The sequence below is a fragment of the Vulcanisaeta distributa JCM 11217 genome, from assembly GCF_001316005.1.
In the GTDB taxonomy this organism is placed as follows: Archaea; Thermoproteota; Thermoprotei; order Thermoproteales; family Thermocladiaceae; genus Vulcanisaeta; species Vulcanisaeta distributa_B.
The window spans coordinates 99,717-114,226 of record NZ_BBBJ01000003.1 but is presented as its reverse complement, the minus strand read 5'-3'; the positions used below and the strand labels follow the sequence as shown (position 1 = coordinate 114,226).

General features: G+C 45.7%; 9 protein-coding genes and 5 pseudogenes. 3 read left to right on the top strand and 11 right to left on the bottom strand.

The window, feature by feature from the left end; all coding sequences use genetic code 11:
• Positions 1-119: 119 nt before the first annotated feature.
• From JCM11217_RS04250 to JCM11217_RS13685, 3 genes and pseudogenes are all read right to left on the bottom strand, one after another.
• Positions 120-1,992: pseudogene (locus JCM11217_RS04250) on the bottom strand (threonine--tRNA ligase).
• 60 nt (positions 1,993-2,052) lie between these two features.
• Positions 2,053-2,688 carry a hypothetical protein gene (locus JCM11217_RS13690; RefSeq protein WP_243678307.1) on the bottom strand — a complete coding sequence of 212 codons (636 nt, stop codon included), beginning with the start codon at positions 2,686-2,688 and terminating at the stop codon, positions 2,053-2,055.
• On the bottom strand, positions 2,628-3,209 hold the full coding sequence (locus tag JCM11217_RS13685; protein ID WP_243678306.1) for an NAD-dependent epimerase/dehydratase family protein: 582 nt from the start codon (positions 3,207-3,209) through the stop codon (positions 2,628-2,630). Before JCM11217_RS13685 ends, JCM11217_RS13690 begins: the two co-directional genes overlap by 61 nt.
• A gap of 120 nt (positions 3,210-3,329) precedes the next feature.
• On the opposite strand from JCM11217_RS13685, the gene uppS reads away from it, so the two are divergent.
• Entirely contained in the window at positions 3,330-4,046 is a 717-nt protein-coding gene (gene uppS / locus JCM11217_RS04240) for a polyprenyl diphosphate synthase (protein ID WP_054842168.1), read from the top strand.
• A gap of 5 nt (positions 4,047-4,051) precedes the next feature.
• Here uppS and map read toward each other — a convergent pair.
• Positions 4,052-4,959, bottom strand: a pseudogene (map, locus tag JCM11217_RS04235) (type II methionyl aminopeptidase).
• Positions 4,960-5,066: 107 nt separating this feature from the next.
• Between map and dnaG the strand changes: the two are divergent.
• Positions 5,067-6,444 (top strand): annotated as a pseudogene (dnaG, locus tag JCM11217_RS04230) (DNA primase DnaG).
• Positions 6,445-6,479: 35 nt separating this feature from the next.
• Here the strand turns inward: dnaG and JCM11217_RS04225 are convergent.
• Positions 6,480-8,847, bottom strand: a pseudogene (locus JCM11217_RS04225) (DNA polymerase II).
• Between the two features lie 75 nt (positions 8,848-8,922).
• Positions 8,923-9,387: an Lrp/AsnC family transcriptional regulator gene (locus JCM11217_RS04220; protein WP_054842167.1), complete on the bottom strand. Its 465-nt coding sequence runs from the start codon at positions 9,385-9,387 to the stop codon at positions 8,923-8,925.
• A 374-nt stretch (positions 9,388-9,761) separates the two neighbouring features.
• Here JCM11217_RS04220 and JCM11217_RS04215 point away from each other — a divergent pair, with 374 nt between their 5' ends.
• Positions 9,762-9,968 carry a UPF0147 family protein gene (locus JCM11217_RS04215; protein ID WP_243678305.1) on the top strand — a complete coding sequence of 69 codons (207 nt, stop codon included), beginning with the start codon at positions 9,762-9,764 and terminating at the stop codon, positions 9,966-9,968.
• Positions 9,969-9,970: 2 nt separating this feature from the next.
• Here JCM11217_RS04215 and JCM11217_RS04210 read toward each other — a convergent pair whose 3' ends face one another.
• The 5 genes and pseudogenes from JCM11217_RS04210 to JCM11217_RS13680 all read right to left on the bottom strand — a co-directional run bounded on the left by JCM11217_RS04210 (position 9,971) and on the right by JCM11217_RS13680 (position 14,453).
• Positions 9,971-11,311 carry an NADP-dependent malic enzyme gene (locus JCM11217_RS04210; RefSeq protein ID WP_054842237.1) on the bottom strand — a complete coding sequence of 447 codons (1,341 nt, stop codon included), beginning with the start codon at positions 11,309-11,311 and terminating at the stop codon, positions 9,971-9,973.
• A 100-nt stretch (positions 11,312-11,411) separates the two neighbouring features.
• The gene (locus JCM11217_RS04205; protein ID WP_054842236.1) at positions 11,412-12,476 is read right to left on the bottom strand and encodes an ABC transporter ATP-binding protein; all 1,065 of its coding nucleotides are present in this window, start codon (positions 12,474-12,476) and stop codon (positions 11,412-11,414) included.
• Positions 12,460-13,284: an ABC transporter permease gene (locus JCM11217_RS04200; protein ID WP_054842235.1), complete on the bottom strand. Its 825-nt coding sequence runs from the start codon at positions 13,282-13,284 to the stop codon at positions 12,460-12,462. The genes JCM11217_RS04205 and JCM11217_RS04200 overlap by 17 nt, the downstream gene beginning before the upstream one ends.
• Positions 13,285-13,297: 13 nt before the next feature.
• Positions 13,298-14,229 (bottom strand): annotated as a pseudogene (locus tag JCM11217_RS04195) (substrate-binding domain-containing protein).
• Positions 14,230-14,267: 38 nt separating this feature from the next.
• Entirely contained in the window at positions 14,268-14,453 is a 186-nt protein-coding gene (locus JCM11217_RS13680) for a hypothetical protein (RefSeq protein WP_243678304.1), read from the bottom strand.
• Between the last annotated feature and the right edge of the window lie 57 nt (positions 14,454-14,510).

The following is a 14,510-nucleotide window of genomic DNA, read 5'->3' as shown; positions in this document are numbered from 1 at the left end:
GATTAATAACAATTCTATTTCAAAATTAAAAGGTTTAATTTTTCCTCCTTATAACCGTTTAAGTTGGTGAGGATAAGGGCTGCTGCCTGATGGGTGATGATTGGGAAGAGCACTGAGTATTAGGTTATTATGCTCGCAGGTCTCATGCTTAGGTACTTAGGCATTGTAAGTGGTCTCCTTGGATAACCCTTAATCTCCTCCTCAATCCTGCCAATGAGTTCGTCAACACTCATATCAACGGGCTTCTGAGTACCTCTAATCCTGACGCTCAATTTACCGGTCTTAACCTCCCTATCACCAATCACCACGATGTAGGGTACCCAGAAGGTCTCTGCATCCCTAACTCTCTTTGACAGCGTCTCGTCAAACCTATCATCAACGTCAACCCTAATCATCCTATCCTCAAGTTTCGAGGCAACGTCATTTGCAAAGGTTAGGTGCTCCTTACTAATTGGTATCACCCTAACCTGTATTGGCGAGACCCATGTTGGTAACCTCGGAACCTCACCCCCCCTAGACTCGGCAATTGCCGCAGTGTCGAGAAGTGCGTATATGTACCTTTCAACGCTACCTATTATTGCAGTGTGTATAATCACTGGGTACCTAACCTCCCCCCCATTCTCATCCCTATACTTAATACCAAATCTCTGGGCATTACCAACATCGAACTGGAACGTGGCTATCTCCCTCGGCCTCCTCAACTCATCAACTATGTGGAACTCAACATTGAGGACCCAGTAATACTTCTGCTCTGGCATTATCCTGACGAGTATTGGCTTACCCTCACGCCTAGCCAACTCGATTAGGTAATCCCTGTGCTCATCATAGAACTGCTTAGTTACGTTGTACAGGCTCACGTAATCCCTACCCAACTTCCTAATCTCTCTGAATATTATTTCATGGAGTTTTAGGGCGACCTCCATGGCGTTCTTGAGGTCCCTCGTGAATATATGGAGGTCCGGCATATAGAACCTCCTAAGTCTGAAGCATAGCACTGTTTCGCCAGGTTGCTCATACCTATAGCTATCAGCGACCTCAAGCATGCCAATTGGTATGTCCCTATAACTCAGCACCCAATCCCTAATCATTGCGAATTGCTGGAAGCAGGCGGCGTACCTCATTATTAACTCGTCCTTATCACCCTCAATTGTGTACATCCTCTCATTGAATAACCTGGCGTGCTCATCAATAGCCCTCTCACCACGCCTAAACATGTTGGTACCCCTAATCTTAAACACGGGTATGCCGAGCTCGTTAGCCAACCTCCATGCGTAGTCCTCGACGAGCTCCATCATCAACGTGGCCGCTGGGCCATACCTCATGTGACCCACGTCACTCATGGGCTCCCACTCAAAGCCGAATTTACGGCAGTAATCAATGTACCTGGGCTCCTTACCACCCTCAAGCTCCCTCTTCAAGACCTCCTTCTCAACCAATGCCTTTAGGTCATCCTCACCTGGCTTAAATGGGTACTTCGTCGCATCGTACTCCTCACCGTTCGGCGTTAGCACTACGTAATAGTCCCTACTAACCACTTGTTGCTGCACTGCCTGGGCGCTAACCATGTTTGGACTAAGGGACTTACTTAATTCCGATAGGGGGGTGCCCATAGCACTTAATGTCAAATGCCTTGTAGTAACCAAAGGGCGCCCTCGAAACAGGAACCGGCGACTTCTCCCTCAACTTATTATAAACCGCAAGCAACACACTCAATGCCTTACCTGGCTTGGCTAAGTTGGGGCTTAGGTGCGCGTATGGGTAGAGAACTATTTGCGATGCCTTGACCTTATTAAGTACGTCCAGAATCTCATCAGCTACGTAATCCACGTAGTTGGGATCCTCAGTATCGTTTTCCTCAACGCTCATGAATACCACGAGCGCATTCTTTGCGAAGCCCTTCTCAAGCTCTGGCGTTAGTGGTTCTGGATTCTCAACAGCCTTGTCTCTAACCTGGTATGAGAAGTCCTCTGCATGTATGAATAATAATCTCATCAATCTACGGCAAAAATAACTAATATTAATTTATTTAGGTGTTGCCAGATCACCTCCACCTCACCCTAGCTTAAACAATGCCTCAATCCTCTTAATTCTATCAGCGTATGGCTTAAGGTCCTTAAGCATCGTAACAACCTCATCCTCCATTATCCTAGTAAGCCCGTAAATACCGAGCTTCGGTAAAACCTTCTTCTCAGGCTCATAAAGAAGATCCTCCTCAGGCTCAACCCTTGGGTTGGGTAAATGCTCTATCTCAGGCTCATAACCAAGCACCTGCTTAGCAGCCCTCCTCACCAATTCAGCCATTTCATTCAACGTCTTTATCTCCCTATAGTGATGCACAGTCCTAAACTCACCAGGCTCCGGTGGATTCTCAATTAATGCCGCTAGTGCTGTTATCGTATCCTCAAGAGATGTGAATCCCTTCTTCTGCAGGCCGCTGCCGTATATCGTTAATGGATGGTTAACAACGGCTTCGGCACAGAACCTATTAATTACCGTGCCCCCCCACACATCATCAACATCAAACCTTGTGAACAACTCCTCAGAAACGATGTCCGTGGTCCTAGTCCCATAAACCGGTCCCTGGTGGAAATCGGTTATTGTTAAACCCCACAATTTATTCGCGTAAATCAGCATGTACGAGTCAAACACCTTACTCCAGTGATACCAGGAGCCGGCCCACCTGGGCACAACAATCCTATCCCTAACCCCCCCTGAATAATCGCGTCAACAAAGGCATCCTCAGGTATCCTAAATGCTGGGTAACCATACTCACCCAGGGTACCCATCTTAAGTATGTGAATATCCCTCTTAACTTCCCTGACTGCGTATATTACGTTTAGTGTTGATGTTAAGTTATTGATGATTGTGTACTTGGCATGCTCAACATCCATCATTGAATATGGAGCTGACCTCTGCTCGGCAAAGTGGACAATCGCGTCAGGTCTATACCTCTCAATGACCCTCCTTACCAAGTCATAGTTCGTAACATCACCCTCGATAAACTCAATCCTAGCACCAAAAATCTCCTCAACCGCCCTAATCCTGTCCTGCATCGAGAGTATGGGTAATGCGGAGTCGGAACCAACTTCATTCACGGCCTTTCTAGTGTAGAAGTTATCAATGCCAATAACCTCATGACCCCTCCTGACCAGCCTTAACGCCAATGCCCAGCCTAGGTACCCATCAATACCGAGTATTAATACCCTCATTACACAATCATTCTCAGGACTTAACGCCTTAAATTAAATGTATTACTCAGCGGTTAAGACCGTAGATTAAGCAATGCATAACTTTAAAAAGGTAAATATGCCCTCAAGAATGCAAATAGAATGTCAGGCGCAATACCAGTGCATATTGGCGTTATACCAGATGGTAATAGGAGGTGGGCTAAGAAGGTTGGGTTACCAATAACAGAAGCGTATAGAATTGGGTCGGATAAGGTTGAGGAGTTTCTTAATTGGTCTTTGGATTTTGGTATAAAGATCGTTACCGTATACGTACTATCCACAGAGAACTTCCTCAGGAGGTCTAAGTTAGAGTTGGATCTATTGTATAGGTTATTAAAGGAGAAATTAATTAAGGTTAGGAGGGATGAGAGGATTCACAGGAATAGGGTCAGGGTTAGGGTCATTGGCAGGACTTGGTTACTGCCTGAGGATGTACGTAGGGAAATAGAACTTACTGAGGAGGCTACGGCAGATTACTCGGATCATTATCTAAACCTTGCGGTGGTTTATGGTGGTAGGCAGGAGATAATCGACGCAGTTAAGAAAATACTCATTGACTACAACAGTGGTAAGTTAAACATTAGTGACCTTAATGAGGAGGCATTATTTAGGTATCTCTATGTTGGCGATGAACCATATCCCGAACCTGACTTAATAATTAGGACTGGTGGAGAGCATAGAATAAGTAATTTCCTGCTCTATGAAACTGCGTACTCCGAGCTATACATTCTGAATAAGTATTGGCCAGAGATAACCAAGGAGGACCTTAAGCAGGCACTTGATGATTATGCAAGGAGGGAGAGGAGATTTGGTAGGTGATTTCCTCACTTTAATAATGATAGAACATTCACGACGGGAATAGCCCCATCCTTAGTTATAATGAATGTATCCTCAACCTGAGCCACGAAGCCCTTACCATGCTCAATCAATACCGGGTAACCGTAAATGTAATCCCTCATGTACAACTCACTTATTACGTTACCAACACCCTCACCGAATTTTGAGACCAGCCACCTGGGGGGGTGAATGGCAATGGTCCAATTTCACTACTTATGTATGAGAGCACGTCGTAATGAGGATCCTTAGGACTTGGGTTCTTGAATAGGTGGTAAATAGTGACTTGAGGCCCATCATCCACGTAGCCAGCGCCATTCGTTGAGAATGGCTCCACCGCGTATACCTCGCCCTCAATTATCTTCTGCCTATCACCATTATCGTAATTAGGAATTGACTTACCCGCATGGAGCACGTACCTCCTTATTAAGTGACCGCTCAAGTTCTTAATTGGCTTAAAGCCAAAGGACCTTATAGCCCTCTCTATCTGAGCACCAATTGACGTCAGTGTGACTCCAGGCTTCATGCTTAATTGCGCCGCCTCCAGCGCCTTCATTGATGCCTTAATTAATTGATTATACATTGGGTTGAAGGTAACCGTTACTGCAGTATCCACTATGTAACCATCTATGTGGGCACCAAGGTCTATCTTCACCACGGCACCCTTCGGTATCACCGACTTATCGCCTATTGTGGCTGTATAATGGGCCGCAATCTCATTAATGCTCACATTAACTGGGAACGCGGGCTTCGCGCCACTCTGCCTAATCCTACTCTCAACCTTCTCGCATAGCTCAAGCACAGGCATTCCAGGCTCTACTATCGACATTGCATAACTAAGGGCATCCCTAGCAATGGCGCCGAGTCGCTCATAAATTTTCAATAGGTCCGTGGACACGCGATATGCCACATTAACTCCCTTTAAATAGCCTTGCCCTTTAACAACCGGCTTTGTCAAGAGAAACTATTTTAATCTGCTTTAGTCATGAAGTACTTGGTGTCGTAATGGGAGCCTTAACAATTGTGGCTAAGTACCTAATAGTCGCCAATGTGGAGGTTCAGGGAACTGTGGAGAAGTACGACATAATAGGCGCACTATTCAGTCAAACAGAGGGCTTGCTAGGCAATGAACTTGACCTAAGGGAACTTCAAATGAATGGTAGGATTGGCAGGATAGAGGTTGAGACAGAGTATAAGGGTGATAAAACCGTTGGTAAGGTCTACATACCATCAAACCTAGATAGGTATGAGACCGCCCTCGTCGCAGCGATGATAGAGACCGTGGATAAGGTGGGACCTTACAATGCAAAGGTTCAAGTGGTTTGAGATTAAGGATTTGAGGGAGGAAAAGAGGAAGAAGATCTTTGATAGGGCTAGGGAGTTACTTAAGCTCGTCGAGCATGAGGCTTTACCCGACACTAAGGAGTTGATTACGAAGTTCATGGAGAGCATTAGGGAGACCGAGGTTGTTGAGTATGGGCCGGAGAAGCTACCTGCAGGGCCTGAGGTCGATACGGCGGATACAATAATAATCGTTGAGGGTAGAGCAGACGTACTTAACCTGGTTAAGCACGGTTTCAAGAATGTGATAGGCCTTGGGGGCTCGAGTGGTGGTGTGCCTAAGACTGTTATTGAATTAAGTAAGAAGAAGACAACAATAGCGTTTGTGGATGGTGATAGGGGCGGCGAAATGCTACTCAAGGAACTGCTTAAGTACGCAGACATCGATTACATAGCCAGGGCACCACCAGGCAAGGAGGTTGAGCAATTAACGGCTAAGGAAATAACGAAGGCCCTTAGGAATAAGATACCGGCCGAGGAATACCTGGCGAGCCTTGAGAAGAGGGAGAGAAAGATGATTGAGGAGGCGAGACAGCAGGCTCAGCAGGAAATACCGCAGGCTCAGGCCATAGAGGTTCCAATACAGGAACAGCCGCAGCAGACTGAGAAGATCCAGGTATTGCCACAACCACAGCCAACACCACCGGCGGTGCAGACCCAGGTAACGCCACAACAAGCAGCCCAGCCTCAGCAACCAAGTCAACCAAGCCCTGAGGTACCTCAACTACCTCCAAATGTCATTGATGAGATGAAGAAGCTTGGTGGGACCCTAGAGGCCATAATATATGATGATCACTGGACTGAGATAAAGAGGATACCCGTGAGGGACCTCGTCGATACACTACAGCAGCTACCCAATGCGTATGCCATTGTATTTGATGGTGTTTGCACGCAGCGTCTCGTGGACGTCGCATCGAGCAAGGGCGTTAAGTTACTGATAATGTCGAGGGTTGGCAACATAACAAAGGTGCCCACTGACATGTTAATAATGACAATTGATGAGTACCTAAGTAAGGCCGGGACGAGTACAGGAGCCAAGTGACCTAGTAAAATATTGATTTATATTTATTTTCAATTTTACGAGAAGTAATCAAGTATTGATTTACCTGCCTTACCCTCCATGAGCTGTGACTCCTTAATCCCCCCCAAAACCTCGAGTATCCTCATCGCGGCAGGAACTATCTGCTTCTCAACATAGTAATCAACATCAATCTCCCTAATATCCTTAACAAGTATGTACGGCTTAACCTTATAGGCCAACTTAGCGCCACCGCCCTTAACGACTACGTAACCAATCATGTCACCCTTACCAACCTTATAACCAGCCTCCACCAACTGCTTAGCCGCAGCAACGTGTGGCGTTAAAACCTTATACTCATTCAACGACTTATCAAGCGTCTTCCAAATAATTACATCGTCGATGTCGAATTGATAAGCCTTAACCTTATCAATCACAGACTTAACGTAAGAAACCGCCTTACTAACATCACCCGTGGTCAATACTATCTCCGCGACGTTTTCCTGAACGTCCTTGGCAATTTCAGCCCAATCGCCCCTAACGGCCTCAAAACCAACAATATCCACCTCACCATCAATTGTTAAGCCAACATACCTCTTCTTAGCCTCCGTGAACAAGACCCTCCTATACACCTTATCAACCTTAACCTCAAAGCCAAGCTCATTATTTATGTAGTTGATTAATGCGTCAACCTTATCACTAATATTCTTAACGAATAAGCTATCGGTATCACCATAGATTATTGGTAGGCCCAGGGATCTGGCTTTCTCAATAACGGTCTTAAGCAGGTTCCTGCCCCCCCATGCCGTGACAGCCTCAGCCACCTCACGCCTATACCACCTAGCCCCCCCCAACCAACCACAGTATCCATACATGGCATTAGCCATAACCTTAAGCGCCCTCTGTCTCTCATTAAGTAGAACCCACTCAGGGCTATTCTCAGGATACTTCTTCATTAAATCCCTCACCCTACGCCTACTTTCAACAAGAATCTTAAGTAGGCCAGGGTACAATCCCTCAGGTGACTTTCTGAACTTATAATTAACCTCAGGCGCGACATAGCAATCTCCGCAATCCCCAAGCACCAGTGTGTCCGGTGAGACGTTATACTTCATCATTATGCTTGGGTACATACTGGAGAAGTCTATCACGCTATGTTCTCATGAAGCCCAGGCCTCGGCTCAAGCACAACGGCACCCTTATAGGTCTCGTATGGTCTCTCCTCACGGTTAGGAGCCAACTCACCTCTCTTAACCGCCTCGTAAAATATCATCCACTCAACCCTAGCACCAACGCTGGCCGCACCGACCTGATCAAGTGGAAGCCCTGATATCGAGGATAACTGAATCGCAAATGGAAGCAGCTTCTCCGCTAGTCCATAAGTACTGACCACGTCATCCCTGGCATACTTAAGAAGTAATTCACGCTTATTCTTGTCATCCCAATACTCATGTATTCTATGGCCAGGTATTAAGACACGCTCACTCCTCTTCATTATTCCGAAGAATTCGGCTGCTCGGTCCAGGCTCTTCACCTTTATCTCATTAATCTCCTCAATGAAGTTGTACAGGTCGACATTTGCCCTACCTATTATTGACCAGTGACCATACACACTGGGCTCTGGTGGATTACCCATCCTAGATAGGGTCAGCCTAACCCCCCCACCCTTGAAGACCTATTGATTAGGTAGGGCCAATCAAAGCCATTATTATTGTAACCAACCACTATGTCTGGATCGTACTTCCTGAAGTAATCCAGGAACTCCCTAATTATCTTAGCGTCATTCCTATTATCATCAGCCACAAACATTTTAACGCCATCCTCCTTAGTCATTGTCGATATTATTATTACGGGGTCCCTATCAGGGTTGGGCATACCCCCCCTTGGGTTATAAACCTCGATGTCGAAGGCAAGCACCTTAAAATTGGGCAATTTATGTTCCTCAATCATCCTAGGCTTAGTCTTAGCGAGACATACCAGGTCAACCTGGTAATTACCCTTAACCTCCTCACACTGATCAACAACAACCCAATTACTTGGTTTAACACCCATGTCCAGCAAGTACCTCTGCGAGAACCTAATGTCAGCCTCAAGCACATCCTCAACACCCGGAACCTCAGCAGCAAGTTCCCTAAGCTCCCTAACCTTCTCAGGTATTGTTGCAGTAACCTTAATGGCGTCAACTTCATTACCAAACAACCTGCGCTTAACAACCTCCACATTCAATACCTTACCCTCCAACTTACGCTTAACGTTATTAAGCACGGCATTCACGTCGCCCGTAGGTATCACGTAGAAGTACGGTCGGAACGACCTATCCAAAACGAGAACTCTCTTACCATCATCCGTAATACCAAATAACCTTAACTCCGGCGTGCTGCCCACGACGCCGTAGGTAATATCCAACAACCAAAATGTTAGTTCCATTATTAAGTAATTTGGGTGCAAGTATGTTAAACTTACTCTTCCTGATTTTAACTATTAGTTATCAACCATATAGCATTAAATGGGTAGTCTTGGATCCTCCTTAATGACCTTTGCAACTATTAATGTTGATGTCCTCTCAACCTCCTCCATATTCATTATCTGCTCAAGTATCCTAAGAATCTCATCCTTACCACTGGCCCTAACCTGAAGCACAAAGTCCCACTCACCAAATATGTAGTAAACCGTCGTCACACCACCAATACTCGCCAACTTCTGACCAACCTTCTCATGATAGCCAGGGCCATACTTAGCCTTAACGAGTATCACCGCCACATAGTCCTTACCCATCTTCTCGGGGCTTAACTTGGCATGACAGCCAAGTATTATGCCTAGTCTCTCGAGTTTCTTAATCCTATAGTAAACCGTTGATTTAGATATCTTCAACTTGTTAGCCATTTCATCGAGGGTTATCCTGCAATCATCCTGCAACATCTTTAAAATCTCAATATCAGTCTGGTCTATCTCCTCGGTTATTGACATCAATGAAGTAGCCACTGAACTCATTTAAAAAACATTCGCTTGTTATAAAAATATTCATATCGCACCTAATCACTTTACATAATTATCTTCTTCACGTACCTACCCCCCCAAAACTAATTAATCATTATTACGTTCATGAAGGCACAAATATTTCATGCATATTTAATCCCTGAAAAAATATGAATATCATAGGACATTCAATGAATTAAGCAAAGAAAATGTTTTTATATTTAGTTATCAACGACTGACCAGCAAAGAGGGCCTTTTTCGGTGATGCAACATGTCAAGTAGGCAAACCCCCTGGATTAAGCAGGGATGAGACTGACGAGAGAATAAAGCAGGCGCTGTATTACTTAACAAGGGTTGTTCAGGACATGGGAATCCCCCCCAGGAACATTAGGAGGGCGGCCAGCGAGGCCGTTAGGGTTTTAATGGACCCAAACATGAGCCCAGGCCTTAAGGCCTCAACCGTCATTAGCATACTTGATGAGGCATTGGCAGATCCAAACATGCCACTTTTTAGTAGGGTTATCTTCTGGCAGGTAATTTCGCTGCTTGAGCAAATTAAGGACTCTGTGTGATTTTACGCCAGGTCACTAAGTAAATCCTTTATTAATCCCTTGCCATAAAGCGTCTCAATCATTAGCCTGGCATTGGCGATGATCTCCTTAGCCATGTTATACTCATCCTTCCAAGTTAATGACCTTCTGGCAACACCCTGCTCCGCAGCCTTCACGGCAACCGCCGCAGCAACCCTTGGGTAGAAATCCCACTCCTCCATTGTCGGTAATATCTTATCCTCACTCAGCTTATCCCCAACGAAATTAGCAATCTCCTGGGCAGCCGCAATAACCATATCATCGGTTATCGTCTTAACCCTAGCATCCAATGCACCCCCCCTGAAAACCCCCCCTGGGAATACCAGGGAATTATTGACTTGATTGGGGAAGTCGCTCCTACCCGTCGCCACGACCTTAGCACCAGCCTCCTTAGCCTCCCAAGGCCAGATCTCCGGTATTGGGTTCGCTAGGGCAAAGACTATTGGGTCCTTATTCATTGCCCTGACCCACTCCTTCTTAATCACACCTGGTCCCTGGACTGAGGCGGCGACAACTGCGTCAACACCAACGAGAGCCTCCTTGATACCACCCCCCCTCCTTCTCTCGGCGTTGGTCTTTATCGCCAATTCGTACTTCCACGGATTGGTGAGCATTAACTTATCCATATCCTCCCTCTCCGGGTGCAGTATTCCCTTACTATCAACTAGTATTATATTGCCCGGCTTAACTCCGTACTTAATCAGTATCCTGGCAGCAGCTATGTTGGAAGCGCCGGCGCCTATTAATGCTATTGTTGAGTCCTCAAGCTTCTTACCGACTATCTTAAAGGCATTTATTAAGCCAGCAAGTATTGCGCCTGCCGTTCCCTGCTGATCATCGTGCCAAACAGCTATCTTCAACTCCTCCCTTAACTTATCAAGTACGTAGAAGCATTTAGGCGACTCGATATCCTCGAGATTTATGCCGCCGAAGGCTGGTTCTATGGCCTTAGCTATGTTGATAATATCTTCCTGGGTCTTTGCCCTAATGGGCAGCGGCACCGCATCAACACCACCAAGATACTTAAAGAGGAGTGATTTACCCTCCATGACGGGCATAGCCGCCTCTGGACCAACATTACCAAGCCCAAGGACCCTACTGCCATCGGTTAAAACCGCGATTGCATTCCACCTCCACGTGTACTCAAAGGACTTATCAACATTAGCATTTATTTCCTTGGAAACCGCGGCAACGCCCGGCGTATACCATATTGAGAAATCCTGTAAGCTCCTGACAGGTACCTTGGGTAATACCATTATCTTTCCTCCATACCTCCTTGAGGCTTCAATTGCTATCTTAAACCATTTACTTGATTCCTCACCCATCACGTAACGTTAAGCTTAAGGATTTATATTAATTTCTGAAGATGAATTCGACAATTGACCAATATAGAAGTTGCATGAAAAATATTTAACTGAATACTAACTATACACTAGCAGCATTATCAATCTTAATTATATGAATATTTTCACTCGGTATTATTAACAGGACTCTATCACCGGGTTTAAAGGCCGTGGTAGATAACGCAGTTAATACTAATACCCTGCCCACCGAAACCAATAATTGAAAGCCAATCCTACTCCTAATAACCTCATTAACAATGCCCCCCCTAAGAACATTCTGACCCTCTAAGTTAACGCCATTATCTACCATAACTCTAATCCACTCAGGCCTAATGCAAACGTAAACATCGCCATCAACTTCACCATTAATACTCAATTTAACCTCATCATTAAGTACCACTAGGTTACCCCCCCTAGCGGAACCTCTTATAATGTTCTGAAATCCGAGGAACCGAGCCGTAAAGACACTCCTTGGCCTATTAAATACCTGCTCAGGCTCTCCCTCCTCTATTATCCTGCCCTCGTTCATGATGTATACCCTATCAGCCAATGAGTATGCCTCGTCCCAGTCATGAGTTACGTGAATCACGGTAATACCATATTTCTTAGGTAACTCCCTGAGCATTAGTATTATCCTATCCCTGGTCTCCCTATCAAGCATTGAGAGAGGTTCATCCAGTAGTAAGACCTTTGGCTTAATAACAAGGGCCCTAGCCAACGCAACCCTCTGCTGCTCACCACCGCTTAGATTAACGGCTCTCCTACTAAGTAAGTAATCAATACCCAGGTCCTTGGCAATCTCCATAATGAGCCTACGCCTCTCCGGCTTGGGAATGCCCTTGAACCTAAGCCCATACTCAATATTCTCATAAACGGTCATGTGATCAAAAATTGCATAACCCTGAGGTACATAGGACACATTACGAGTCTCTGGTGGTTCCCTAGACACGTCAATGCCATCGATTACCACACTGCCTTCACTAACCCTATAAATACCCGCTATCGTCTTAAGTAACGTACTCTTACCTGATCCTGTGGGCCCAAGAATTACGTTGTACGTCTCACGATCAAAGGCCGTGCTTATTGGACCTAGGGTGAAGTATCTAAGCCGCACAACTACGCTCCTTAATTCAACCATACCAGGCATTACCACCACCTAAGCTAACCAGGACCCTATATATGATGAATATCACGAGCATGACCGCAACAAGCGCTGCCGAAAACTCCACAGCATTAACCAAGCCAATACCCACATAGCTCTCGTAGATGTATACCGAGGCTGGGTAAACAAGGTTCTTACCAAATAACACGTAATAAGCAACAATGAATAGGGCACCGGCTTCCGAGACTGACCTAGCCCATGATAATATGGCGCCGGTCGCCATTGACCTCCAAATCCTGGGTAGTATGATTGACGTGAAGACCCTTAATGGGCTAGCCCCTAGGGTCCTCGCAACAGCCTCCATTTCAGGGCTTATCATCCTAATCGATGCCTCAACAACCCTAATGTAGTATGTTGATGAGAGGAAGGCAACCGCGGTTGTGGCACCCCAAAGTGTGTTTATGAAGTTAATGCCGTGAGCCTTTAGGAACGGGCCAAGACCGTAGTATGAGGCGAAGGCCAGCACGACCATTATGCCGACGATTATGTGAGGTATCATTATTGGTATGTCGATTATAGCATCCACGACGCTCTTTAGGTGAAAGTCGTACCTAGCCATTACGTAGGCTATTGGTGTCCCCCCCATAATTATCGCTATTATTGCCGATAACGTCGACATGACCACGGTCACCTCAATCGCCTGTAGGAAGCTAATCACGGAGAGGGCCTTTGGTATCATTGGGAAGCCCAGGACTATGAGTAGGGCCAGTGGGTATATTATGAGGATTGAGAAGATGAATATGGAGATTAGTAGAATTAGGATAATTGGTATGTTAATTTTTAATGAATTCATGCCATTAACTCCCTTAGCCCTGGCTTGGGAATATGGATGCATACTGTGGGTACTGGCTTAATGGTGCAACAAAGGGTTTAATTGCATTAGGCACAGCGCTGTAATTGCCGTAGACAATGCCAGGCACTATGGGTTGAATACCATACTCCTTAAGTATCTTCTGACCAATTGGGCTATAGAGCAATAGTAGGAAGTACTCCGCGGCCTGCTTATTTGGTGCCTGGAACGGTATAGTTATTGTATAAACAACGGGGGGGTTGCACGCAAAGGTCTTTGTGACGCCGTTCTCAGTCCAGGTAACGCTAACCTGGTGGTAGTAATCAACATAACTTAGGTCGCCGAGGTTTATGAATGGCGGTAGTGTTATGAATACAGTATTATGATATGTCTGCGTCTGTGGTATTGCATTGCTCTCGTAGGCTGAGAGTATGAAGTCCACCTGCCCAGAAGCCATTAGTGTTAGTAGGTCTATTTCCGTATTTCTCATCATGTACTTGCTCGGGTTTCCATAGATTGCGTCGTATAGGTATGAGGCATTGTTAAAGAATGCTAAGCCGGCTAACTTAACGACGCACTGCGCCTGGTAGCCTGAGGGGTCTGTGAATGGGTTTGAAACACCAACCACAGTGTTCGGATTCAGAGCTATTATTTGCCAAATCTTTTGCCAGGTCTCGTTATACTGCGCAGACATTGGTGGGTATGACTGAGCCTGCTGCCATAATTGATAGACCTCCTGGCCGGCGTGGTGTTTAAGTTAACTATTATCACCATTTGAGTGATTCCAAAGGCAATCTCATAGTTAGTGTAGTTGGGGAATAATACGGAGGGTATTGTCGTCGTATCCGCAGAAGCCACAACACTGAACTGCTGGGTAGTCGCCTCTGTATGGGCAACCTCACCACTACCCTTAAACATGGCTGGGGCTATGGTTATGCCTGGATACATGCTCTGCATTACGTTGAGAATGTCCGTAAACGCGAACTTCAGGGTACCAGCGGCGCCAACGGCGAAGGCGCCGTTGATACTGCGGTCGTAACGGTAGTAGTGGTAACATTAACATATTTAGTGACGGTAATTACCTTAGGAGGCATAACCGCATAGCCAATTGCCACACCAATTACAAGACCTACTATTAAACCGACGACTAACCAAACGGTTGTACTCGCCATACAACTATTTCGTATTTTCTCCTCTATTAAAGTTTTATTAATTATCTGATAATTGAT